This window comes from Alteromonas lipotrueae (genome assembly GCF_019249255.1).
In the GTDB taxonomy this organism is placed as follows: domain Bacteria; phylum Pseudomonadota; class Gammaproteobacteria; order Enterobacterales; family Alteromonadaceae; genus Alteromonas; species Alteromonas lipotrueae.
In genome coordinates this window covers 21,686-47,318 of sequence record NZ_JAESDJ010000019.1, presented here as the reverse complement: position 1 = coordinate 47,318, position 25,633 = coordinate 21,686, and the positions used below count along the sequence as shown (strand labels likewise).

General features: G+C 44.8%; 20 protein-coding genes and 1 tRNA gene. 7 read left to right on the top strand and 14 right to left on the bottom strand.

Annotated features, from left to right (window positions below; all coding sequences use genetic code 11):
• Positions 1–2: 2 nt before the first annotated feature.
• On the top strand, positions 3–1,373 hold the full coding sequence (locus KYS23_RS18510; protein WP_218419737.1) for an exo-beta-N-acetylmuramidase NamZ family protein: 1,371 nt from the start codon (positions 3–5) through the stop codon (positions 1,371–1,373).
• Positions 1,370–4,465: an FAD-binding and (Fe-S)-binding domain-containing protein gene (locus KYS23_RS18505; RefSeq protein WP_218419736.1), complete on the top strand. Its 3,096-nt coding sequence runs from the start codon at positions 1,370–1,372 to the stop codon at positions 4,463–4,465. Before KYS23_RS18510 ends, KYS23_RS18505 begins: the two co-directional genes overlap by 4 nt.
• On the opposite strand, the gene KYS23_RS18500 is transcribed toward KYS23_RS18505, so the two are convergent.
• Complete coding sequence (locus tag KYS23_RS18500; RefSeq protein WP_218398199.1) at positions 4,418–5,455, bottom strand: mechanosensitive ion channel family protein; 1,038 nt, start codon at positions 5,453–5,455, stop codon at positions 4,418–4,420. The two genes, KYS23_RS18505 and KYS23_RS18500, sit on opposite strands and share 48 nt — an antisense overlap.
• Positions 5,456–5,671: 216 nt before the next feature.
• Positions 5,672–7,513 carry a glycoside hydrolase family 3 N-terminal domain-containing protein gene (locus tag KYS23_RS18495; RefSeq protein WP_246604492.1) on the bottom strand — a complete coding sequence of 614 codons (1,842 nt, stop codon included), beginning with the start codon at positions 7,511–7,513 and terminating at the stop codon, positions 5,672–5,674.
• Between the two features lie 475 nt (positions 7,514–7,988).
• Between KYS23_RS18495 and KYS23_RS18490 the strand changes: the two genes are divergently transcribed.
• Together KYS23_RS18490 and ggt are read left to right on the top strand one after the other, a co-directional pair.
• Positions 7,989–9,365, top strand: coding sequence for a Na+/H+ antiporter NhaC family protein (locus KYS23_RS18490; RefSeq protein ID WP_126872899.1), 1,377 nt, complete (start codon positions 7,989–7,991; stop codon positions 9,363–9,365).
• A gap of 123 nt (positions 9,366–9,488) precedes the next feature.
• Positions 9,489–11,129 (top strand): gamma-glutamyltransferase, encoded by a 1,641-nt coding sequence (gene ggt / locus KYS23_RS18485; protein ID WP_338081898.1) that lies wholly within the window; start codon positions 9,489–9,491, stop codon positions 11,127–11,129.
• Positions 11,130–11,185: 56 nt separating this feature from the next.
• On the opposite strand, the gene KYS23_RS18480 is transcribed toward ggt, so the two are convergent.
• The 4 genes from KYS23_RS18480 to KYS23_RS18465 form a co-directional block, all read right to left on the bottom strand.
• Positions 11,186–11,605, bottom strand: coding sequence for a VOC family protein (locus KYS23_RS18480; protein ID WP_218419730.1), 420 nt, complete (start codon positions 11,603–11,605; stop codon positions 11,186–11,188).
• Between the two features lie 9 nt (positions 11,606–11,614).
• Complete coding sequence (locus tag KYS23_RS18475; protein WP_218419727.1) at positions 11,615–13,021, bottom strand: aldehyde dehydrogenase family protein; 1,407 nt, start codon at positions 13,019–13,021, stop codon at positions 11,615–11,617.
• A gap of 238 nt (positions 13,022–13,259) precedes the next feature.
• Positions 13,260–14,558, bottom strand: a complete 1,299-nt coding sequence (locus tag KYS23_RS18470) for an adenylosuccinate synthase (RefSeq protein WP_218398171.1) — start codon at positions 14,556–14,558, stop codon at positions 13,260–13,262.
• A gap of 170 nt (positions 14,559–14,728) precedes the next feature.
• Complete coding sequence (locus KYS23_RS18465) at positions 14,729–14,914, bottom strand: DUF2065 domain-containing protein (protein WP_159528427.1); 186 nt, start codon at positions 14,912–14,914, stop codon at positions 14,729–14,731.
• 281 nt (positions 14,915–15,195) lie between these two features.
• Here KYS23_RS18465 and KYS23_RS18460 point away from each other — a divergent pair, with 281 nt between their 5' ends.
• Positions 15,196–15,621: a hypothetical protein gene (locus tag KYS23_RS18460; protein ID WP_159528425.1), complete on the top strand. Its 426-nt coding sequence runs from the start codon at positions 15,196–15,198 to the stop codon at positions 15,619–15,621.
• A gap of 28 nt (positions 15,622–15,649) precedes the next feature.
• Here KYS23_RS18460 and trxA read toward each other — a convergent pair whose 3' ends face one another.
• A complete protein-coding gene (gene trxA / locus KYS23_RS18455) occupies positions 15,650–16,519 on the bottom strand; it encodes a thioredoxin (RefSeq protein WP_159528423.1) in 870 nt (289 codons plus the stop codon).
• 174 nt (positions 16,520–16,693) lie between these two features.
• Between trxA and KYS23_RS18450 the strand changes: the two genes are divergently transcribed.
• A complete protein-coding gene (locus KYS23_RS18450; protein WP_159528421.1) occupies positions 16,694–17,023 on the top strand; it encodes an Mpo1-like protein in 330 nt (109 codons plus the stop codon).
• Between the two features lie 128 nt (positions 17,024–17,151).
• Here KYS23_RS18450 and KYS23_RS18445 read toward each other — a convergent pair whose 3' ends face one another.
• From KYS23_RS18445 to purE, 6 genes are all read right to left on the bottom strand, one after another.
• Positions 17,152–18,285: a PQQ-dependent sugar dehydrogenase gene (locus tag KYS23_RS18445; protein ID WP_159528419.1), complete on the bottom strand. Its 1,134-nt coding sequence runs from the start codon at positions 18,283–18,285 to the stop codon at positions 17,152–17,154.
• Between the two features lie 29 nt (positions 18,286–18,314).
• Positions 18,315–18,788: a Dps family protein gene (locus KYS23_RS18440; protein WP_013785598.1), complete on the bottom strand. Its 474-nt coding sequence runs from the start codon at positions 18,786–18,788 to the stop codon at positions 18,315–18,317.
• Positions 18,789–18,927: 139 nt separating this feature from the next.
• Positions 18,928–19,413 carry a copper chaperone PCu(A)C gene (locus KYS23_RS18435; RefSeq protein ID WP_159528417.1) on the bottom strand — a complete coding sequence of 162 codons (486 nt, stop codon included), beginning with the start codon at positions 19,411–19,413 and terminating at the stop codon, positions 18,928–18,930.
• Positions 19,414–19,570: 157 nt separating this feature from the next.
• Positions 19,571–19,646: transfer RNA gene (locus tag KYS23_RS18430), tRNA-Thr, on the bottom strand.
• Between the two features lie 61 nt (positions 19,647–19,707).
• Positions 19,708–20,844 (bottom strand): 5-(carboxyamino)imidazole ribonucleotide synthase, encoded by a 1,137-nt coding sequence (locus KYS23_RS18425; RefSeq protein WP_218398174.1) that lies wholly within the window; start codon positions 20,842–20,844, stop codon positions 19,708–19,710.
• Positions 20,841–21,335 (bottom strand): 5-(carboxyamino)imidazole ribonucleotide mutase, encoded by a 495-nt coding sequence (purE, locus tag KYS23_RS18420; protein ID WP_159528413.1) that lies wholly within the window; start codon positions 21,333–21,335, stop codon positions 20,841–20,843. The genes KYS23_RS18425 and purE overlap by 4 nt, the downstream gene beginning before the upstream one ends.
• A gap of 242 nt (positions 21,336–21,577) precedes the next feature.
• On the opposite strand from purE, the gene nhaA reads away from it, so the two are divergent.
• Complete coding sequence (gene nhaA / locus KYS23_RS18415) at positions 21,578–22,855, top strand: Na+/H+ antiporter NhaA (protein WP_159528411.1); 1,278 nt, start codon at positions 21,578–21,580, stop codon at positions 22,853–22,855.
• Here the strand turns inward: nhaA and KYS23_RS18410 are convergent.
• Positions 22,817–25,633, bottom strand: a complete 2,817-nt coding sequence (locus tag KYS23_RS18410; protein WP_159528409.1) for an ATP-binding protein — start codon at positions 25,631–25,633, stop codon at positions 22,817–22,819. The genes nhaA and KYS23_RS18410 overlap by 39 nt on opposite strands.

Below are 25,633 nucleotides of genomic sequence, written 5' to 3'. Positions count from 1 at the left end.
AAATGCCTATCAAGTCGCTACTTACATTCGTTTTGCTATTAAGCGCTGCTATTACTTTTAGTACGCCAGGCTATGCCAAAGTTCATGAGGAGGCTGACGTTGCCGAACGTAGGTTACAAGTGGGCGCAGCGCAATTTGATGAATATTTGCCTTTACTTGAAGGCAAACGAGTTACCCTGGTGGTTAACCAAAGCTCAATTATAGAAAGCACGGGGGTCGAAGGCTCAACTATAAAAAGCTCGGCTGTAAAAAACTCGACGGAGCCTACCCACTTAGTTGACGCGCTGCTAAGTCGTGATATCAATGTGGTGAGTATTATGTCACCTGAACATGGCTTTCGTGGTAAGGCGGGAGCGGGTGAAAAAATAGATAACGATGTTGATGCTAAAACCGGTCTTCCTATTCACTCCCTTTACGGTAAAACGAAAAAGCCGACGGATGACATGTTAGCCAATACCGATATTTTGGTGTTCGACATTCAAGATGTAGGCGTGCGTTTTTATACGTATTTAAGCACCTTACATTACGTGCTAGAGGCCGCTGCTCAGGCGCACATTCCTGTCGTAGTATTAGATAGACCCAACCCTAATGGCGCCTTTACTGATGGCCCTATTTTACAGCCTGATTATGCATCCTTTGTAGGCATGCATGCTATTCCTGTATTGCACGGTATGACGTTAGGCGAGCTCGCATTAATGATAGTGGGTGAACAGTGGATTGCGACCGATGCCATTGATGCGAAACAGCCAGCGCAGCAGTATCAATCTAAGCCGCAGGCGCTGTTAACAGTTATTCCCGTGGCAAATTATCATAAACAAATGCCTTACTCTCTGCCTGTTGCCCCCAGCCCGAATCTACCTACTGATGCTGCCATTGCCTTATACCCCACCCTTTGCTTTTTTGAAGGCACGGACGTAAGTGTAGGAAGAGGTACACCGCTTCCTTTTCAACTTATCGGCCACCCTGTGGTAGCGCTTGGCGATGAAAGTATAGACGTAGCTGCTAACCAAGCAGCCCCATCCCCTAAACACAATAACACTGCCCTGAAGACTTCGTTATTCGTAGATGCCCCCTTTTCAGGAATAGATGTTGAGATCCTACTTAGCGCTTATGCTCAGTTTAAAGAAGAAGGCATTACCTTTTTCACTCGCCCAGATTTTTTCGATAAGTTAGCCGGAACGGATTCACTCCGACAGGCCATTATCGCGGGGAAAACCAGCAACCAAATACAAGCAAGCTGGGCTGAAGGCTTGGCTACATTTAAACAGCTTCGCGCTCCCTATTTACTTTACCCGTTTACGGCTTCTGAATTACCTAGCGAAGGAAAAGGCAGCGTTGTAAACCGTAAATTTCAAAGCGATGACGCCCAATGAATAGCCGCAATACGCCGGAAAAAGCTCAAACAGAGATGGTAGTGAATAATGTGGCAAGCACACCTGCTGATGATATTAACTTTCATGCCTTTTTAAAGGGCATTAGTGAATGGTTAGCGCCCGATAATATTATTAACGATAAACCTAGGCTAATTGCCCTTGCTACCGACGCCAGCTTTTACACCAAAATTCCTAAGTTAGTAATAAAAGTGCCTAGTATTCACGTTATGTGCCGCGTATTAGCAATGGCTAATCGCTTAAATATCGCCCTGACATTTCGTGCGGCGGGCACCAGTTTATCTGGTCAAGCAATTACAGACTCGGTATTGGTCATGCTAACCCCAGATTGGCAACAGTTTGAGGTAATAGATAACGGTGAGGCCATATCATTAGCGCCGGGTATTATTGGCGCAAAAGCGAATCGAATATTGGCAGGTTATGGCCGAAAAATTGGGCCAGATCCGGCTTCTATTAACGCCTGTAAAGTGGGCGGGATTGCAGCGAATAATGCGTCGGGCATGTGCTGTGGGGTGAAAAACAACTCGTATCACACTCTGCGTCACATTCACGTATTGTTGCCCGACGGCAGTGAAGTCAATACCGCTGATGCACAAAGCGTTGCAGCGTTTGAGCAAAGCCATAGTGTGTTGTTAGCCTCTCTTGCTGAGCTTCGCAGCACGCTCTTGGCGAATACAGCACTGACTGAAAAAGTGCGTTACCAATATCGCCTTAAAAATACTATGGGGTATGGCCTCAACGCCTTACTTGATTATGAAAACCCGCTAGATATTTTTACACACCTAATGATTGGTTCAGAAGGCACATTGGGCTTCATTGCCAACATTACCTACAACACCGTGCCTTTGCCTAGTGCGCGAGAAACCGGGTTATACTTATTTGAAGATTTTGAAGCCGCTTGTGCCGTTATCCCTGCGCTAAAAGCCTGTGATGTAGATGCTGTAGAGTTGATGGACGCCAGAGCATTGCGCGCAGTTGCGCCGTTGCTAGACGAGGTGGTAGTTAGCAAACGCAATATTAGCAACCCAGATGCTGTTGCTCTACTTATTGATGTAGGTGCCCCTTCACAGGCTGAACTTGATTGTACGCTTAAAACGGTACGCGACATTTTAAGCCAGCCAGCACTGGGTTTAAGTAAAGAACATGAGCACCCAGCTAAGCAAGAGCAGAAGCAAGGCCAGCCTCTGCAAGATTTCACCGCAGAGCCTAGCATCATCGAGAAATTGTGGAACATTCGAAAAGGGCTATTTCCCGCAGTTGGCGCAGTAAGGCCGACTGGCACCACGGTCATTATTGAAGATGTGGCCTTCCCGCTTGAAAATTTAGCCGATGGGTTAAATGCGCTAGTCGCCTTATTCGAAAAGCACGATTACCACGACGGCATTATTTTTGGTCATGCACTCGATGGCAATGTGCACTTTGTTTTTAGCCAAGGGTTCAATTCCGCAAAAGAAGTCAGCCGCTATCAGGCCTTTATGGCCGATATAAGCGTGCTAGTGACACAGCGCTTTGCGGGGAGTTTAAAGGCCGAGCATGGCACGGGGCGTAATATGGCACCGTTTCTTACTGCACAGTGGGGTGAAGAAGGCGTGGCGTTAATGCGCGCTCTCAAAGATATTATCGATCCTAAAGGTATTCTAAACCCAGGGGTTATTTTAAATGACGATCCTAAAGCACATATTACTCACTTAAAGCCGATGCCGGCAGTACAAGACACGGTAGATGCCTGTATTGAGTGCGGCTTTTGTGAACCTCAGTGCCCTTCGCTTAATTATACCTTGTCGCCACGCCAACGCATTGCATTGAAGCGGCGACAAACGTCATTAACAGAACCTAGGGTTATCAATGAAATTAGCGACGCATTTTCACATTTAGCGGTAGATAGCTGTGCAGCAACCGGCTTATGCGCAAGCGCTTGTCCGGTAGGCATTGATACTGGGCAGTGGATAAAACAAATACGTGGCCAGCGTGTTAGAGGTCCTGCGACCAAATTAGTAAGTGACCTTGCCGCTAAACATACCGATAAGGCGTTATCAATTGCACGTTTTTCACTAAATATCGGCCATAAAGTAAAAGGGGTAATTGGCGAAAAGACATTTAATTCTATTACAGGTGCACTTCATTTACCCCAGCTTCATAATGCTGTTCCCCAAGCTTCGAAATATAATAAAAATACTTCGCAGTATAAAAACGGGACAGATTTTAACGCTACTACTCTCGCTAATGAAACAGCATCTGAAGCACATAAAGCGACTGAAAAAGACGCTGAGTACATCGCAGAATTACCTACCCATTTAGGGCAGCAAAACTGCTCTGAAAATACAGCTGAGAAAGTGGCTGGGAAAGCGCTTTCTCAGGCGACTTCAAAAGTAGTTTACATGGTTAGTTGCCCAAGCAAAGTTTTCGGTGGCAACGCTAATGAAAAAAGTGTTATTCAGGCTGTGGTTTCTTTGTGTGAAAAGGCCAACGTGGAAGTGGTGTTCTCTAGCGCAAAAGACCTTTGTTGTGGCCAACCTTGGGATAGTGAAGGTGAAACAAGCACTGCGAGAGATAAACTCGCGGCATGGACACAAGAAGCTTATACACTTTCTGAGCAAGGACGCTGGCCTGTCATCATTGACAACAGCGCTTGTGCTTACAACGTAACTTCAAAAAACACCAATAACTCAGACTTCAACAAAATAGAGATATTGGAAGTTAGCAAGTATTTACTTCAGTACATTTCACCTCGGGTAAAGGTGGTTAAAACAGATGCCCCTACAATGCTTCATATTGGATGTTCAAGTACTAAGCTAGATTCAGGGGTTGCTATCAACGCGTTGACGAACCTTTGCACTTCAAACGTTATTATCCCTTCTGATATTACTTGTTGCGGCTTTGCGGGAACTAAGGGCTTCACTACCCCAGGGCTGAATAAAAGTGCACTGGCACCGCTTGCCAGTCAGGTGCCTGAAAATTGTTATAGAGGGGTATCTAATAGCGTTACATGCTCTATTGGGTTAAGCCGGCACAGTGGGGTGGTTTATTCACACATCGCGGTGCTGCTCGACGAGGTCAGCCAGCCGCTTTTCTAACGTCGCTTTGTGTGTTTTTAATTGTTCTTTTTCATCACCCTCTGCGGTTTCAAGTTGTAGACTGATAGCCGCAATTTGTTCGGCTAAACCTTCTCGATTTTTCTCATGCTGCTCAGCCTCTTCCGCTTTATCAAAAATGATTGCTTCGGGATTACCCTCTTCTTCATCTTGAGGCGCCGCTATCTCTTTCGATGTGCCAGATTGCTGAGGAATCATTTGCAGCCCCTCAGGTTGGGGCCGCTGATTCATAAAAGTGGGCGATACGATTTCAATCCCAGTATTGTGCAATGCATCAAGCACCGACTTGTGCAATCGAGAACGCGCACTTAGCATGCTTTTCACTTCTTTAAGCAGGCCAGCAACTCGGTAGCTTACTGAAAAATCGCCTAGAGAAATCACTTGGACAAAAGGCTCTTCTAACCCCGCATTGGCTGCTGCAGTTAGTAAGTGCTTCTCAACCTCTGAGTGATGAATATCATAACCTAGGCTTAAATCAACCGAGATAATCGCCCCTGAGGCACGAGTCACTCTCACCGGAGTGTTCACCATTAGGGTATTAGAAAAAGCAATTAACTCACGGGTTTCGGTTTGAATTTCCGTATCTAGCAAGCCCATTTCAGCCACCCTCCCGCTGTAGTCTTCCACGCGAATAAAGTCTCCCACTTTAAACGGTTTATTTACCCGCAATACCAAGCCAGCCATCAGATTACCCACCATGGTAGTAGATGAAAATGCAATGACACCAGATAACAAAACACCAATTAGCGCGATCACTTGATTGCGTGTACTTTCGTTCACCGGAAGTGCCATGGAGATGGCGACCAAACCTACAATAGTAAGTACTAACAAAGTAACTTGGCGCGGCAACTTTTGCTCACTGGTTAGGTGAGATTGTCGCGCAAGTAGCACGTAATGAAGTGTGCCCAACCCCACCACTACCAAAATAATCGCTAAGACTAGCGGAATAAAGGGAATGAGAAAAGCCACCATCGTATCCACACTGAAACTCCATTTTTTCTTATTTCCAAGTTACATTTAACTTAGGTTTTCGCCGTATAGCGTTGAATTTTAAATTTTGTTTTTTGCTTCAGCCCATTAGCAACACTAGCGCTAGCTGAAAGTTTTTAATTAAATTTTCAGCCTCAATTGCTTACATACATAGCCTAGTCATTCATCGGCTGTCTGGACGACGCTATGACTTTAACACTACTCAGAGTCGCGATTCCACTGAACAGGTAAGTAATCGTTGGGTCTGTTCAAGCCTAGTAAGGTTTCTACTAAAGCATCGAAGATTGGGCTGTATATTTGACTATCCACGTTGTAACTGAATGTAGCAATAGCAATATCGGTGTGTGGCTGCATTTCTTTTGCTATATAGGGCATGCGAAGCGGCACTAGAACCGTGGTAAGCCCTTGTTTTTTCGCTTTTCCCAAGGCTGATTTAGTATATCTATGTACATCAACCAGCGACGCCCGTGAAGTCATCGCCTCTTCGCTATCGAAGCCTTTCATTTCATAAACGGCATGTTGTGGTGAAATATCTCCCACCATCAATAGGTCGGCTTGCTTCAATGCGTAATCGAAGGTGGCTTTGTTTGGAAGCTTGGTAAGCGGCAGGCAAGCCATTCCTACCTTGGGCGCAATCGTAGATAGGCTTTTTTCAAGCGCTAAACACCTAAGCGCATCGGGCATTAATGCCAGCCAGGTTTTCTGAGTAACGGGTAGTTTTTCGGCGCCAAAAAGTGATGTGATCGCCGCCCTGGAAAGCGCTTTCTCAATTTGAATATTTCTTGTTTTTTTAGCGTTATTATTTACATCAGAGACCCACCAAGAAAGCGCTTTCCCAGCGTAGCTATTCAGGCTGAATTTAGCTTTAAGTAACGCAATGCGTTGTAAGGAAGTTGCAAGCTGTGTTGAGGGGACTTCCCCACTGCTTATCCGCTTACTTACCTTGCCCATTAATGCAGCAAACATTTTAATATCTTGTGGCGTTCTAATGGTAAACGGCATTAGGGCGATGTCGGCACCAGCTTGATAGGCTTTTATCATGGCATCTTCAGGTGAGAAGTATTTAGCAATACCCGCCATATCTAGTGCATCGGTAACAACCACTCCTTGGTAACCCAACTCGCTTCGCAATACATCATGGAGTATTTTACGAGACAACGTTGCAGGGATTGTCATCACCCTTCCCTGTTTGTCTTTTACTGTAGTGCTATCTAATGATGGGTATTGGATATGTGCACTCATCAACATACCAGGCGGATTACCACCGCTGATAATTCGGCTAAAAGGCAATAGGTCTCCTTTTAGCGCTTGAGGTTTTGAATGTTTAACCTTAGGCAGGCCCGTATGGCTGTCTGTTTGCGTATCGCCATGACCAGGAAAGTGTTTAATAGCACTTATCACGCCCGTTGAATGCAACCCGTTTACAAACGATTGTCCTAGCACGGCAACATCGCTAGGTGATTCGCCAAAACTACGTACATTAATAACCGGGTTTTTTGGCTCGCTGTTAATGTCTACCGACGGGGCAAAATTCGTATTTATCCCTAATGAACTCAAACTACTGCCAATACCTTTCGCTACATTTTCAGCAAATGCTGTGCTGTGCTGATAATAGCTTGCCCCTATAGCCAAATTTCCGGGAAAAGGCGTGAGCATAGAAGAGGGTAAACGAGCCACTCTTCCCCCTTCTTGGTCTACAGCAATAAATAGCGGTGGCAAATTCGCTTTTGCCATTGACTGTTGCATGGCGTAATTCAGCTCTATTAGTTGCTTATTGGTTTTAATATTTTCAGAAAATAAGATAACGCCACCAATGTTGTGGGTGACGAGTAACTCTTTTAGTGCATCTGGTAGCCTGGTTACCGGCTTTTTGCACGCTTTCGAGCTAGTGCCATCATCGCAGTAGAATCGAAAATCGAGAATGACTTTTTGACCAATAGCGCTTTGTTCCTCAGAGCTTTGTTTAACAGAGCTTTGTCCAAAAGACTGGTTTATCTGTTCGTATTGGCTTGACTGATTCGCATAAGCGCTCGGTTGCATGACTATGCATAGACTAAACAGGAAGCTGTAAGGTAATAAGTTGGCTAGTAATGGGAGAAGGCGCAAATAGGATCCTAGTTTTTTATAATGGCTTGAACAATGGTTTTGCCAGAAGTTGTGTTAGTTATTTCGGCAATCGCTGCAACAACCACTGTTATTTTGTTGTCGTTAACGTGATAAGCATAACGATAAGTTACACTCTGATACGCATATTAATTGCCATGGTATCAAAAACCAATGCATACAGAATAAATACGTGTCATTCTGTGGAATTAACCGTGTGCTCTGCGTTACGCTAGTCGCTATTGCACATAATCATGCATATGAATTGCTGTTCAATGTGCAAATGTATAGCTAACCGCCCGTTTCGCATTCACGAACAGCGTCGTGTAGATTTAGTATCAACGTACAAGCTCAGATATTCGCTCTATAAGCGAATGGCAGTATTTCACAATAATAAAGTATGGAAAGTAGTATGGATTGGGTATCAATTATCCCCCCATTGGTTGCGATCATTGTCGTATTCTGGAAAAAAGAAGTTATCTTGGCATTGCTACTCGCGGTGCTGTGCTCTGAAGCACTTATTTTGTTAACTGCAAGCCCCGCCACCAGCTTTCTTGCGCCAATCAATGCTATAGAGCGCGTAGTCGATACCGCTTCAAGCCCAGGTAATACCCGAGTCATTTTATTTTCTGTTTTAGTTGGCGCCCTGCTGGCGTTCATTCGCGACTCTGGCGGTGTAACCGCTACGGTTAATTACTTAGTGGGCAAAGGGGTGGCCAAGAACAAAAAACAGGTTGGCAGCCTGACAATGTTTACCGGTATCGCAGTATTTATTGAATCGAATTTGAGTGTGTTAACGGCGGGGATCTTTGCTCGAGGTTTATTCGACCGCTTCGGCATGAGCCGCGCCCGTTTGGCGTATATAATTGATTCCACCAGCGCACCAGTATGCATACTCATTTTACTTAATGGTTGGGGAGCGTTCATATTGAGCTTGCTCGACACCTACGAGCTACCAGCATCTTCAGCCTCCATACTGTGGGGCAGCGTATTCTTTAACTTCTACGCTATTTTCACTTTGTTGATTGTGGCTTACACCATAGCCGCAGACAAAGTGCACGGGCCATTGGCTTTAGAAGAGAAAACCCTATCGAAAACAGACATTCCCCAACAAACTGAAACCGCCACTAAAGCGCGTTACATGTTAGTGCCATTGCTAACCATGGTATTCAGCATGGTGGGTTTTATGTTTTGGACCGGCAATGGCACCTTGTCTGAAGGCAGTGGCAGTAAATCTGTGCTTTATGCAACGGCTCTTGCCACAGCAATCGCTTATGGCCTTTTACTTTGGCACAAACGATTCACTCACAAAGAAGCCGTTGAGATTGGCTTTAAGGGTATGGGCGAATTACTACCACTCGTCACCATTGTGTTGCTGTCTCTTACCTTGGGCAATAGCTTAAAAGACTTAGGGACAGGTGTATTTGTGGCAGGCGTGGTGGGTGAATACCTCCCCCTTGTTTTCATCGTACCTATGTTGTTTATTGCAGGGGCGGTGATGTCCTTTACTACCGGAACCTCGTGGGGCACCTTTGCCATTCTTATTCCTATCGGCGTGCCATTAATTCAAACCCTTGGATTACCCCCTTCGTTGGTTGTTGCAGCCATTTTAGGTGGTGGTATTTTTGGTGACCATTGTTCACCTATTTCCGATACCACTGCTGTGTCGTCATTAGCCGCAGGCTGCGATGTATTAACCCATGTAAAAACTCAGTTTCCTTACGCGCTTGTGGCGGGCGGATTAACCTTGGTGGGTTATCTCATTGCAAGCATTATTATGATTGGCTAGCGCGAGTTACGTAAGGCTAGCGCTAGGTCTTTTTTTCACAATTCTGATAGTAAGTTTTATCAAAGTTTCTAAATTTTAAGGAGTGAGGCAGTGTTGAAGAAAACGTTTTTTCTATTCTCATTTATATTTCTGACAGCATGTAGTCAAACAGGCGGGGATTTAACGCCAACTCAGCAAGAAGCCGTAGCGATGCCCGATACCTTTAGTGCCGACGCCGCTTATGCGATACTAGAAGAGGGGGGTAATGCGATAGACGCTACCATTACTGCACAGTTTGTGCTGGCAGTAACCCTACCTGAAGCGGGTAATGTGGGCGGTGGTGGCTTTATGACCATTGCGTTTGAGGGCAACACTGATTTTCTCGATTACCGCGAAATGGCACCATCTGAGGCACATCGAGATATGTACTTAGATGACGAAGGAGAGGTAAAACCCTACGAGTCACTTTTTGGCGCGAAAGCATCAGGTATTCCAGGCACGGTGGCCGGTATGTGGGCTGCCCATCAAAAATACGGCAGTTTACCGTGGAGTCGCTTAGTAGCACCTGCGGTTGAGCTAGCTGAAAATGGCTTCTTGGTACCAGAAAAGCTTGCCAATAATATAACTCGCTACTTAGCTCGTACCCGCGAGCAAGACTTAAACAGCAACTTTGCAGATTACTTTGAACAAGCCAAAGCCAATACGGTATTCAAGCAACCTGAACTAGCAACTACCTTAAAAGTGATTCAACAGCACGGCCAAGACGGTTTTTACCAAGGCGAGGTTGCAAAGAAAATTGTTTCCTTTATGCATGAAAACGGTGGGCTAATTAACCACAGCGACCTTGCGGCTTATAAAGCCGTATGGCGTAAACCGCTAGAACTTAATTGGCAAGGGTTCACACTAGTTACAGCACCGCCACCAAGTTCAGGCGGCGTGGCTGTAGCCCAGTGGATTGGCATGCTTGAAAGCTATGGTAGCAATCATACACTGCCAGATCATAACAGCGCCGAATACCTGCATGTGATGTCTGAAATTGGTAAACGTGTATTTGCAGATAGAGCAGAATACTTAGGCGATCCTGATTTTGTTGAAGTCCCTGTAGCTAAGCTTGTTGCCCCTGATTATATCAAAGGCCGCGCAGCCCTTATTCAACCCAATAGTATTTCAGACACGCCAAGTGTTAAACCTGGCTTAAAAGAAAGTGAAGATACCACCCACTTTTCTATTATAGATAAATGGGGCAATGCTATTGCTAACACCACCACCATTAACCTTACCTTTGGTAGTGGCGTGGTAGTAACGGGTGCAGGGTTCTTGCTTAATGATGAGATGGATGATTTTAGTGCCAAGCCTGGCGTACCTAATTTCTTTGGTGCTGTCGGCGGTGAAGCGAATGCTATTTCACCTTACAAACGCATGCTATCTTCAATGACACCTACTCTAGTAAAACAGGGCGGTGATGTGGTTTTAGCAACCGGTTCGCCTGGTGGCACTACGATTATTTCGTCGGTAGCACAGTCGTTATTAAACGCATTATTGTTTAATTTTGATGCCACAAAATCTGCTAACGCTCCTCGTTTTCACCACCAATTACTGCCTAAAGATACCATTCGTGTTCACCCAGGGTTTGATGAGTCAACATTGGCTGAATTAACTGACATGGGCTACACCATAGATGCCCGCCGCTTTGGAGATGTGCATTTAATTAAGCGCACAGCGCAAGGTGTAGAGGCCGCTTCTGAAGCAAGCGGACGCGGTAAAAGCATAGTGTCTGCACGCTAAATCGTGCTGTTGTTGTAGCGCTTTCGCCTTTGAAAGCGCTCACGGTTCAATACAGGCTAATCAGTCGCAAATAACTGTTCAATAGAGGCAAATGCTTTGAACTCCAGTGCATTACCGCAATAGTCCATAAAGAACATGGTAGCTTGTTCTCCTGACTGGCCTTTAAATCGAATGTAAGGCTCAATAACAAACTCAATATCGGCAGCGCTTACTTTGTCAGCCAACGCCTGCCATTGAGACATTTCGAGCACGACGCCAAAATGCGGAACAGGTACAGCATAGCTATCCACCCCATTATGGGAAGGGGGTGAAGGCATTTTCTCAACGCAATGGGTGACCAACTGATGACCGAAGAAATTCCAATCAATCCATTGGGTATCACTACGCCCTTTTTCACAGCCTAATAGTTCGCCGTAAAAGGCCTCTGCATTGGCAAGGTTACTGACGGGTATTGCTAGATGAAACGGCTGCGCCATGGTTACGTCCTATAAGAATTTCTTCAATAACGATAGTTTGAATTTAGAAAATGGCGCATATCGTACGGGGGCATCTAAAGCGAAAGCCCGCTTCATTACGGTTTTTACATGACTAAAGGTATCAAACCCAGCTTGGCCATGGTAACTACCCATGCCGCTGTTACCCACGCCGCCAAAAGGTAGCTCTGGGTTAGTCATGAAAATCATCGTGTCGTTGGTGCACACACTGCCCGAGCTCGTTTTTTCAATGATATTATTAAGTACTTTATCGTCATCACTGAACGCATACAGCGCCAAAGGTTTAGGTCTGTCGTTGATAAACCCGATAGCTTCGTCGATAGAGGCGACGGGCACTATGGGTAAAATAGGTCCGAATATCTCTTCTTGCATGATTGCGCTGTCTTTCGCAGGGTCGAGTACCAATGTAGGCGTCATGGCAGGCCGCGCTTCATTTATATCTCCGCCGTAAACTACGTTAACCCCATCTAAGTACCCTTGAAGGCGATGCAAATGGCGGGTATTGATAATATTACCGTAATCTTTCGATGAAAAAGGGTTTTTACCAAACTGGGATTTAAGCTCTTTCTTAATGGCGTCTATTAGCTTTTGTTCAAAGCCTTTCACCACTAGCACGTAGTCGGGCGCAATACAGGTTTGCCCCGCATTCATCCACTTGCCCCAAACAATTCGACGCGCGGTAATTTTCAAGTTGGTGCTACTATCAACAATACAGGGGCTTTTACCGCCCAGTTCCAGCGTAACAGGGGTTAAATGCCTAGCGGCTGCAGACATGACAATTTTGCCAACCGCTTCGCCGCCAGTGTAGAAAATATGATCCCATTTACACGCAAGTAATGCCGACGATTCTTCCTTTCCGCCCTCAATCACTTCTACACATGAAGTATCCATGTACTGGGGAATGAGTTTCGCCACAATCGCTGAGGTTTCAACGGCCAGCTCAGATGGTTTCAACACCGCGCAGTTACCTGCTGCTAATGCGGCAATGTAAGGCGCCAGCAACAACTGAAGTGGGTAGTTCCACGCGCCTATGATAAGCACTGTTCCCAAAGGTTCTGGTTGCTGAAAGCTTTTGCCCGGCCACGCAATAAGTGGGGTGGATACTTTTCGGGGCTGCATCCATTTATTTAAATGCTTTTGGGTATGCTTAATATCCGATAGCAAAAAGCCATGTTCGGCCACGTAGGCTTCACTTTCGCTTTTACCTAAGTCTTGATGAAGTGCGTGCAATATCTCTTTTTCGTTTTCAATCAGCAGGCGCTTTAGGGCGTCTAATTGACTCTTACGCCATTCTAAAGAACGGGTTTTGCCAGACTTAAAACTTGTTTGAAGCGAAGCTACCGTATCGAGAAAGCAAAAACCGGGTTCTACGGCATGAAGCGTTGGTTGATTAGACATAATACATTCCACCTGCATGTGAAGACTGTTGACCTGCTGGGTTTTAAATTCAGGTTCAGGCACAACCGAATAAGCCAATATTCATTTTATAGTAATGAGGGCAATAAACCACAACCCAATTATTTTGTTAATTAATGTTTAATTATTACCTGAATATCAGTTGACTGCCTACACGAAAAAGCCCGGTACTTAAAAATAAGTACCGGGCTTTTAAATGGCCTAACTAGACGGGGCTAGTTTACGCGTCGTATGGGTTGCGTAAAACAATCGTCTCGTTACGATCAGGGCCAGTAGAAACGATATCTACTGGAACACCGGTAAGGTGCTCTAGGCGCTGAATGTAGCTTTTCGCAGCTTGTGGTAAGCCTTCAAACGTCGTTACACCGTACGTGTTGTCGCTCCAGCCTGGCATTTCTTCATACACTGGGGTGACTTTATCGTAACCGTCAGCCGCCATAGGAGGAACATCTTTCACGTTACCGTCTGCATCTTTATAACCGATACAAATTTGTAGTGACTCTAAGCCGTCAAGCACATCTAATTTGGTTAAGCAGAAACCGGTAATCGAGTTAATTTGAACTGCACGCTTCATTGCTACAGCATCAAACCAACCAGTACGGCGCTTACGACCTGTAGTTGCACCAAACTCGTGGCCTTTAACGCCTAAATGATTACCCACTTCGCAATCGAGCTCGGTAGGGAATGGGCCAGAACCTACACGAGTTGTGTACGCCTTAACAATACCCAATACATAATCTAACTTTAACGGCCCAAAACCAGCGCCAGTGGCTACGCCGCCAACAGTGGTATTAGAAGACGTTACATAAGGATACGTACCGTGATCGATATCAAGCAATGTACCTTGCGCACCTTCGAACATGATTGGCAGACCCGCTTTATGGGCTTTATCTAGTTCGTCGGTTACATCAACAACCATTGCTTTAAGAATGTCAGCAACGGCCATGGCACCTTTTAAGGTTTCATCGAAATCGACTGCTTCTTCACCATAGTATTTAGTCAATGTGAAGTTGTGTACATCAAGTACTTCTTTGAGCTTAGCTGCAAAATCTTCTGCATTGAACAAATCGCCCACGCGTAAACCACGGCGAGCCACTTTATCTTCGTACGCTGGTCCAATACCGCGACCAGTAGTACCAATAGCTTTAGCGCCACGGGCTTTTTCGCGCGCTACATCTAAAGCAATGTGATAAGGAAGAATAAGGGGGCATGCTTCACTGATTTTCAAACGCTCACGTACCGGAACACCACGCTTTTCAAGCATCGTCATTTCCGTCATGAGTGCATCAGGGCTAAGTACTACGCCGTTACCAATAATGCAGGTAACGTTGTCACGCAGAATGCCTGATGGAATTAAGTGAAGAACGGTTTTTTCACCGTCGATTACTAGAGTATGACCTGCATTGTGACCGCCTTGATAGCGAACCACATATTTTGCTCGATCAGTAAGTAGATCTACTACTTTGCCTTTACCCTCGTCACCCCATTGAGTGCCGAGTACCACAACGTTCTTTGCCATGAATCATATTGTGTAAGAAAATTAGGCGGGGATTCTACCAAAAATTCATACCCTTTATCATCTGTTTTATGCGCAAAAATACGCCAGTTATTGAAGATTCATAGTCTTTATCAGTCTAATCCTTGCTAACCAACTGTATATTAGACCAATTTTTAGTAATACATTTAAACTTATTGTGACAAGTAAAAAAGACAAACCACGCCTATCACAACTAAAACACCGCCGGTTTGACGTAGCTGATTGGTTGGCATTTGACTTATTTGTAATAAATACAAGCGCCAGCGCGTAGGAAATAACAAAGGGCCAATGCCCTCTACAATAAGCACTATTGCTAGCGCGGGCCAAAGCCAATCCATTTAAAACCTCGTTGTTTTATTTAAATTCATTTACACAAACCGCGTAAACTTCCATAAAGCTTGGTAGCAGCTAGCAGCGCCTAAGGTAATCACTTAAGCATAGAAATGACTCAATAGGGATAAACACTCGCACACACATCCCATTTTGCTAACCTGATGGTCATTCGAATATTTTATATTCAACCTACTGAAATTTTTCATTTTTAAAACGCTAAATAGTGCAAAAATTCTATCATCTGCTATACGTAGAGTATTGCACTTAATCACACGGAAACAAATTCATGCGTTTTCCCAAATATGGAAATTATACGTTAGATATCTCTGGGAATGTATTGGAAGTGTTTGCAACGGGTGCGTGGAATTTTAAAACCGCAGAAGCCTTTACTGAAGAAATACATGATTTAGTAGTTAGATTCGATGATAAACCATGGGGAGCACTTCTAGATGGCCGCAGATGGGTATTGTCTACACCAGATACACAACAAGTCGTCATTGACGCTATAAAATATAGCATTACTAAAGGGCTACGACGCTCTGCCTATGTATTAGACACAGGTATGGTAAAGCGCGCGCAGTTAGAATATACCCACCCTGCTAAAGAAAGAGATTTTAATCTTCTAGGCTATGAAAGGAACTACTTTCAACATTACTTTGCAGCGCTTAATTGGCTAGACAAAGAAGGCTTTTCACCTATAACTAAAAAGTAAGGGCACATCATGGCCCTTACTTTCAATGCTAATAAAGCAAGCTGTAGACCTTGCGTCTATATTCAGATTTCAGCGCATCGCCGTCGGTTAATGCATTAATCATATCCAGCATAATTTTACGTGCATCTCCAAAACCAAGCTCTTTTTTCAGTACGGTAAGCAACAAGGATAACGCTTCTTCAGATTTATTGGCTTGGTGTAATTGCACGGCCAAATCCACTTTAAGTTGTAAGTCATCAGGATTGGCTGCTACCGACGCCTGTAATTGGCGAATTTCAGGTGTATCGGCGGCCTGTTCAGCAAGTTCTATTTTACCGTTAAGGGTATTATAACGCGCATCCTGATCGACTAACTTAATCTCGTCCAACAAGGCTTTAGCCTGTGTTATCGACCCTGTCTCAATGTAGCAATCAATCACCATGTACTTGGCATTGATGTTGTCAGGGCTCATCTCTAAAACTTGTTTCGCATTCGATAAGCCTTCTACATAGTCGCCCCGTTGAATAGCTTGTCCTGCCGCGGCAAGAAAATCGTCTTCAGGGTTGGGCAGATATTTAGCTAGCATTTCACGAATTTGCGCTTCTGGTTGAACACCCGCAAAGCCATCTACAGGTTGACCATTTTGCACCACCATCACAGTAGGCAAGCTACGAATACCAAATTGACCTGCAACTTCTTGCTGCGTTTCACAATCCACTTTGGCAAGAATAAGGTGCTCGGCATACTCCCCTGCAATCTTTTCTAAGATAGGCAGTAGATCTTTACATGGTTCGCACCAGTCCGCCCAAAAATCAATAAGCACCAGCTTTTCTTGTGATGCTTCTAAGATAACTTGCTGAAAATTCTCAACAGTAATATCAACGATAGTTGCCGCATTGTTCGCAACAAGATTGTCCATAAAGTGGGCCTTTTAAACATTTATTTTCTGACAATGAATATGGGGTAACTGATAGCAAAAAACAACCGCTACAAAAAATCGGCAACAATGTCGTATTCGCGACATACTTACCTAGGTTGACGTGTTAATTTGTTGTTAACTTACGCGTAACGACACTCACTGGAGGGCTACGCCATGGCTACCGAGTCAAACGTTCACAATCAATTTCAATCTTTTAGCGAGTTCTATCCTTATTACCTTGCGGAACATGCCAATTTAACTTGTAGAAAATTACACTTTATTGGTTCGTGGTTAGTGTTAGGTGTCATCGCCAGTAGCATAGTTACAGGTAACTTAGCATTATTGTGGCTGATTCCGGTAGTTGGCTATGGCTTTGCTTGGGTGGGACATTTCTTTTATGAAAAAAATAAACCTGCGACTTTTCGCCACCCGCTCTATAGCTTGTTGGGCGACTGGGTGATGTTTAAGGACATCTTAATAGGTAAAGTCAGCCTTAGGGCTTAACAATTGCTAAAAACTTAATGGGTGCGAAAAAACAAAAACCAGACGCACCCAGTGCGCTGGCTTTTTAAGTTTTTACCGCAGTGCCTCGCTTTTAATCTACACACTAGAAATAGCGCTGCACTGACCGTTTACTTGGCGGGGGTGAGTTTTAACACTTTGCCGTTGGTAGCATCGGTTAGCAGATAGATAGCACCGTTAGGCCCAACTTCTACATCACGAATACGGGCTTGGTTATCACGCACATATTCATGTTGCTCACCAGGCTTACCGCCATCCATCTCGATTCGTCGTAAATGCGTGAACTTTAACGAGCCTACCAACAAATCTCCGTTCCACTCTGGAAACAAATCACCTTGGTAGAACGCCATACCGCTTGGTGCGATAGAGGGGTCCCAGTAAAGTATTGGTTGTTCCATACCGTCCATATGGGTTTTGTCACTGATAATGTCACCGCTGTAATCAATACCATAGGTAATGACAGGCCAACCGTAGTTAGCACCTTTTGACAACACATTAACTTCATCACCGCCTTTTGGCCCATGTTCCATGGCCCATACATCCCCGGTTTCTGGGTGAATGGTAATACCTTGAACATTTCGGTGGCCGAAGCTATAAATTTCAGGGGCTTTCCCGTCAATAAAAGGGTTATCACTAGGCACGCTGCCATCGCGGTTAACACGCACAATGGTACCGAAATGGTTATCGGTATTTTGCGCTTCCTTCATATATTTATAACGGTCGCCCAAGGTGATAAAAAGCTGCTTGTTGGCATCAAACGCTAAGCGACAACCAAAATGAAAGCCGTTATCAATAAGTGGAGCGGCACTAAAGATAGTTTCAACATTTGCTAGCGCGTTGCCGCTAAGCGTTGCTTTGGCAACGCTACTGCTGCTTCCACCTTCACCAGGTTGGCTGAAACAAAAGTATACCGAATTGTTAGTTTCAAACTCGGGATCGATGGCAATGTCTAACATCCCCCCCTGATTGTTCGCTTCAACCTCAGGCACATTTGATAAGCGCGGCGATAGTTCACCCGATTGGCTGAGGCGTCTGATGCCGCCCTCGCGCTCGGTAATCAGCATGTCGCCATTAGGTAGGAAGGTCATCCCCCAAGGGTGAACTAACCCTTGTGCTAATTCAGTAACCACTAGATTTTTATTTGTCTGTGTTTTAGCGTCTGCTTGTTGCGAAAACGCTGGCTGAGTTGCCCCAGCCAGCGTTAATGTACAAACAGACAGCACGTTTATCATAGTGCGTGTCATAATTTATCCGCCGTAAAGAGTATTTCGGCTTATTTTGCCAACATTGCGCGAAGCATCCAAGCAGACTTTTCGTGAACGCGCATACGATCACCAATCAGTGCAGCAGAAGACTCGTCATCTGCGTCTTGCGCTAACTTAAGTGAATCACGCGATGTTTTAACCACTTGCTCGTGACCATGGGTAAGTAATGCCACCATTTCTGATGCTTCAGGTACGCCTTCCACTTCATCAATTGCGCTTAATTCAGCGAATGACTTGTAGGTACCTGGCGCTGAAACACCTAGTGTGCGAATACGTTCAGCAATCTCATCAACTGCCTCTGCAAGCTCTGTGTATTGTTCTTCAAACATCAGGTGTAGTTGTCTAAATTGTGGACCTTCTACATTCCAATGGAAGTTATGGGTTTGTAGGTAAAGCGTGTAAGAATCTGCTAATAGTTTTTTAAGGCCTTCAGCCACTGCATTACGATCTTCTTCTGAAATGCCGATATCAATCTTGCTCATATGTCTCTCCTTGGGTTAGCAACTAATTCACTAATTTAGAATTGAAAATACCATTCAAATGTTACCTTAATGATACTCTAAGAATATTGATTTGGATTATAATTATAGCGATTGTGCACATCTACTTTGTCGATTCACTTCAATGATGATGCTGATGGCTCGCTTCTTTATCCATTCCTATAATCGGTAAATCTACGGTGTAATCTGGGGCAGCGTCAAAAGACAGGGTAAGTGACACACTATTGCCTTCAACTAGCCCTTTTTCTAACCCCAACAACATCACGTGATACCCGCCCGGCGCAAAGGAAAGCGATTCACTTGGCGCAATGACTATTCCCTCTTTTACTTCTCGCATACGCATCATGTCATTATTCATTTCGGTGGTATGAATTTGCGCGTCGCTGGCAATATCATTGCTTACGTTTACACCTGTTAATTTAACCGGTGTTTCGCTTTTATTACGCAGCGTAAAGTAAAGGGCGGCAGATTGTGCCATTGGAAATGTAGCGCGGGCGAAGCCGTCACTAACAGAAACAGGGTGCGTAGCTTGAACACTGCACGCCGTCAGTGCAAACATAAACACTGAAAGTAACTTAAAGGATAGTGAATGAGTATTGGGTGTCATACCGCCGCTTCCAAAATAAAAAGTTGGCTAATAGTGTACGGTAGGTTTATTCAATAAAGAAGAAAATATAGAGATTCTGAAAATGTATCCCGAAAGGGAAAGCTATAGCGAGGAAGTTAACCTAGAAAGGACTAGATAAAAACGCGATGTGAAAGAATGGTGCCGACTGCCGGAATCGAACTGGCGACCTACTGATTACAAGTCAGTTGCTCTACCAACTGAGCTAAGTCGGCACACTTTTCACACCCACTGGGTTAACAGCGGATGCGTATAATAGCCACAATTAAAAGGTTGTCAACCTTTTAAACGTTTTGCCTCGCCAATCAGTTTCGGAAAGTACTCTAACGGCAAATATTGGCTCAAATCGTGTAATTTTTCGCCCAATTTTTGGTAGCTGTCAGTGGTAACATTGATATGACCCATCTTGCGTTTTTCACGCACCGATTTTCCATACCAATGTAAATGACTGCCATCAATACTCAATAGCTCTCTTGAAAAACTACTGCAGCCAATAATATTTATCATTGCGCTTAACCCAATAGCCGATGTGTCACCCAAAGGTAAGCCACAAATTGCACGAAGGTGATTTTCAAATTGACTGGTTACTGCACCTGATTGACTCCAATGGCCAGAATTGTGAACTCTTGGCGCAAGTTCATTAACCAAGAGTTCATCACCACATTGAAACAATTCAACCGCTAACACGCCGACATAGTCCATACCTTCAGCCAGTTTCACAAAAATATCGTGAGCTTTGGCCTGAAGCGCTTCATTAACATGAGTAGCAGGGGCAACCGACACATGTAGTTGGCCTTGATAATGTAAATTTTCAGCGAGCGGGTAAGTGCGCACATCGCCTTGCTTGTTGCGCACGCCAATTAATGAAAGCTCACGTTCAAAGGCCACCATCTTCTCTACCACAAGAGGTACTTTTTCTAAATTTAAGGTGGCTAAAGCCCGTTTAAGTTCAGGCAGCTCATCTTTATTGGCTAATCGCCATTGCCCATAGCCATCATAACCATCACGACTGGATTTTAGAATCAGCTTCTCGCCCAATGCTTCAACACATTCATCAAGCTGATCTAAGTGAGTAACAATACGGTGCGCACTGTTAGCGACTTTCATGCCCTCAAGTAATGCTTTTTCTCGCACTCTATCAGCGCCAACCAAAATGCTTTCAATACTGGGCATTAACTTGCCCGTTTTGGTCGCTTCTTCAAGCAAGCGCTCTGGCACATGTTCAAATTCTACCGTGAGTGCATCAGCACCTTCTAAGGCTTGATCTAAGGTGGTATCAAGGGGGGTTTTACTTACTGGGTGCACGACAGTATCGTTGTTTACGTCGACAGCCTGCACGTCAATGCCGAGCGGACTGCCCGCCAAATACATCATTTGCGCCAATTGGCCTGCACCGTAAACGACTACTCTCATTCGTCAAGCTCCAAGGTATTGCTTGAAGCCAATACCGTCTCGGTTTGTTGCTTTCGAAAGGCAATGACTGCATCGCGCACATTCTTATCTTGCAAAGCCACCACTTGAGCCGCTAGCAGACCCGCATTGGCTGCACCTGCTTCGCCGATGGCTAATGTGCCAACCGCTACGCCCTTAGGCATTTGTACAATTGATAACAGGGAATCAAGACCGCTTAATGCTTTAGATTTTACCGGACAACCAAATACTGGCAAGTGCGTGTGCGCAGCAATCATACCCGGTAAGTGTGCTGCACCACCAGCGCCAGCAATAATGGCACTAAAGCCTTCATCTGCTGCACCTTCTGCAAATTCAACCAACAAGTTTGGCGTTCTGTGTGCTGATACCACTTTTGCGTCGAATTCAACACCAAACGACTTCAGCATTTTCGCTGCTTGTTGCATGGTAGGCCAGTCTGAGGTTGAGCCCATAACTATTGCGACTTTCGCCATCTAGAAATCCTCTGAGATAGGTAAATTGGATAACCGGAAAAGCCCGCGATTGTAGCCTAAATCGCCAACAAATCCCACATATTAGCCGTAAGTGATCTAGCCGAGCCCTCATTTTCGTAAAACACTTATATAATTACAAATGGTTAATACTTCCAGTGCCACTTGGTAATCTTTACGACTACCTCTTTTTTCTCGACTGGTTGTAAGCCTTTATTTGGCTAAGGTAAACGGAGGTATCAATAATGTCGAAAGAGCATCAAACAGGCGTAATTGATGAAGTTATTGAAGAAGTGCAGGACGTAGTATCAGATTTTCTTAATAGAGAAGCCGCGCCTGGCATTTTACTGATGATTGCTACTGTTCTGGCGCTTATCATTGCTAACTCTCCTCTTGATCACCTATACGACCAATTAATTAGCCTACCGGTGCAAATTTCAGCAGGCACGTGGGCGATTGATAAGCCCTTACTTTTATGGATTAACGATGGCTTTATGGCCGTTTTCTTCTTTCATGTTGGGTTGGAGCTCAAACGTGAAATATGTGAAGGTGAACTATCAAACCCCAAAGATATTGTTTTACCTGCCACCGGTGCCATAGGCGGCATGCTATTACCGGCCTTAATTTACGTTGGAATTAACTGGGACAACCCTGTAGCAATTGCCGGGTGGGCGATTCCAGCGGCAACCGATATTGCCTTTGCATTGGGTATTTTGGCGTTATTAGGAAGCCGTGTGCCCACTAGCCTTAAGATCTTTTTAGTCACCTTGGCCATTATTGACGATATTGGCGCTATTGTGATTATTGCGCTTTTCTATACCAACCACATCACTATGGGTGCGCTGTTGGTGGCAGCGGCTTGCTTACTGCTGTTATGGCACATGAACAGACGCAATGTAGTGGATATTCCTGCTTATATGATGGTAGGCATTATCTTATGGGTGGCGATGCTCAAATCTGGAGTACATGCCACGCTAGCCGGTGTTATTTTGGCGGCCTTTATACCCATGCGTGACAGTAAGGATGAAACCTACTCGCCGGTAACCCGCTTAGAACGTAGCTTAAATAGCACAGTGAGTTTTGCCATTTTACCCCTCTTTGCTTTCGCTAATGCAGGGATAAGCTTCGGTAATATAAGCCCAGAGGGCATTTTTCACCCCGTTACTTTTGGCATATTTTTGGGCCTAGTGATAGGCAAGCAAGTTGGGGTATTCGGCTTTTGCTATTTAATGATTAAGCTCAAGCTGGCAACCTTGCCTGATGACCTCAACTTAAAACATATTTACGGTTGTGCCCTGCTGTGTGGCGTGGGCTTTACCATGAGCTTGTTTATTGGTGGTTTAGCCTTTGAAGAAACGGGTATTAATCAGATTTTCGACGAGCGAGTGGGTATTTTGGCCGGCTCAATTGTATCGGCAACCTTGGGCTACATTGTATTGTATATGGTAGGCAATAAACCTGTTAACAATAGAGGAAAAGTAGCGTCAAACGCGAGCAAGTTCACGGGCAATACTGTCGATTAACACCTGTTTTCTAATCGGCTTGCTTAAATGTGCATTCATACCGGCGGCTATACACGCCGCCTTATCATCGGCATAAGCATTTGCCGTTAATGCAATAATGATCACGCTATCTTTGTTCAGCGCATGCTGACGAATCTGTTTCGATGCAGTAAGGCCGTCCATTACAGGCATTTGGTAATCCATTAAAATAACATCAAACGTATGACGTTTCGCAGCCTCTATCGCTTCAATACCATTTTTAGCCCTGATGCGTTTAACGCCAACAGAGCCAAGCATATCCATGACAATATCAGCGTTTACATCGTTATCTTCAGCAAGTAATACTCGTAGTGTGCTTGGTAAAGAATGCGCTTTTACATTGGATGTAGCTTCTTGCGTTTCGCCTTTTTCACACGGAAAACTAAAATAAAAAGTGGTTCCTGTGCCTTCAGTACTTTCAACTGTAATACTGCCACCAAGGAGCTCTACAAGCCCTTTCGTAATGGCCAACCCCAATCCAGTCCCCCCATAATCACGGGTTATAGAGGCATCAGCCTGTTCAAACTGATCGAATATGCTATCAATCTTTTCTGGTGGTATGCCAATGCCTGAATCTGTAACCGAACAATAGAGCTCGCCTTGGGTGTAGCTATAATTGGCTTCAACCAAAATGGTGCCTTGATGGGTAAACTTAATCGCATTGCTTACCAAGTTATTAATGATTTGGCTAAGCTTGCCTCCATCGGTAATCACCACTTGTGGAACATTTTCATCAATACTCACGTCAATCGAAATGCCTTTCTTGCTTGCACTTCGCTCGTACAGCACACTGCACGCATCGATGGTTTGTGCAACGGAAACACTTCGCTTATCCAGTAGCATTTTACCTGACTCAATTTTTGACCAATCTAAGATGCTGTCGAGGATCATTAAAAGGTGGCTGGCAGAAGTCGATATCGTTTCCGTTCTATGGCGTGCCCCGTCAGGTAAGGGTAACTCCATCATTAATTCGCACGATCCAATAATGCCATTCATTGGGGTACGAATTTCATGGCTCATATTGGCTAAAAATTGGGTTTTAGCCACGCTCGCCGCTTTTGCTTCTTCAAGCGCCGTGGCCAAGTGTCGCGTTTTCTCTTCAATCTTATTTTCTAAACTATGGTTAAACTCAGCGAGTTCAACATTTAGCGCTTGTTCTTTGGCGCGGGCGAATTCAAGGGCTTTAAAAGCATCAAATAAGCGCCCTTCTAAGCTACTAAACTCATCATTAAGAGAAGCAAGTTCTTGTATGTGCAACGTACTCCCCGCTAACGTTGCCTCTCTACGTACTTCTGAAGGCGTAAAATTGGCTATATAGCGTATTAGCCTGCGAATGGGAGACTCAATCATTCGTGCCACCACAGAGCCCATGAACGTACCAAACACTGACAAGGCGAGGAGCAATAATAAGTCAATCAACAAATACTCGCTCATTGCCGACAAAAAACGTCGATAATCGTAGTAATAGCTAACCTGCCAATCTGCGGTAGGCAGCTGACCTTCCAGCCTCAACCATTGCTTGTTAAGCGGCCCATCTTCAATTTTGATATCGCACTCACCATCGCATGAATACGCAGGCGCCTTGTTCAGTGGCTTTAAGCCTAACGCGTCTGACGCGTAAATAACCTCACCTTTAGCATCTTCGAGTAAAAGCGAAAAACCATCAAGATTAAGTGCATCTACTGTCGAGAAGCTTCGAAGGGATAATGAGCCTTCTACAATACCAATAGGTGCGCCATTGTCATTTAGAATAGGCGAGGACATGGCAACAATGGCATCGTTTCCAAACCCTTGCCCTTGGAAAACATTAGAAAGATACGGCCCGCCCGTTTCCATTGCCTGAGAAAAATAAGGTCGGTAAGCCACATTGCCAGCACCGACTGCCTGTGCTTTGTTCAATAGTCCAGGTGGGTAGGAGTGGGTTATATTTCCACTTTCATCGGCCACTAAAAAAGTGATGAATTCAGGGTAATGCGCAGCTAAAACTGAAAGCTGATTGCTGCTAGCCTCTTCTAACTTTTCAATTGCATAGGGCGTAGATAGTGATTGCGAAGCAACAGCGATCGCTTTTTGATGTTGCCCTATAAAATCGGATAATTGTTGCTCTAATACCGCAACACGTTGTTGCATGTACCGAATGATTTGTGCTTCTTGATCATCTTGATATAGCGCGACAGATAAATACACCACCGCCATGGAGGCTGCAAAAAAACAACCTGAAAAGAAATAACTGAACAGAAAATGCAGTGAGACTTTTTCTTGCGACCCCGTATTGGTGTGTTTAAGCCCTTTATTCGCTAGAAACACAAAGTGCCCAGAGATAAGCCCAAACACACCGCTTACCCAGGTGACAAGCACACCCGAAAACATCATTGTTGGCTGGTCGGCTTCGTAAAGCGCATGTTCTAACAATAATATGGGTAGGAAAATAAGCGACCAAAAGCCAGCGCCTACTTTAATTACTCGGCTCAGGGATTTTTTGTACCCGAATAAGCTTACTACGATTGGGAGTAAAGACAGGCTTTCTTTACCCACAATACTGCCGTGAGTTAGCCATAAAGGAACGCAGATAACTAACGCAATCGGTATTGCGATTACAGGAGGGAACCGAAGTGCGGCATATACGCCAACCCCAACCCCGAAAACAGCGATACCGCTGCTATCAAATGGCGCAGGCACTGCGTTTAAAGCAATACCCACAACCACTACAAGTAACAGGTGTAATACCAGAGTTAACGACCACTGATGTTTATCGTACAA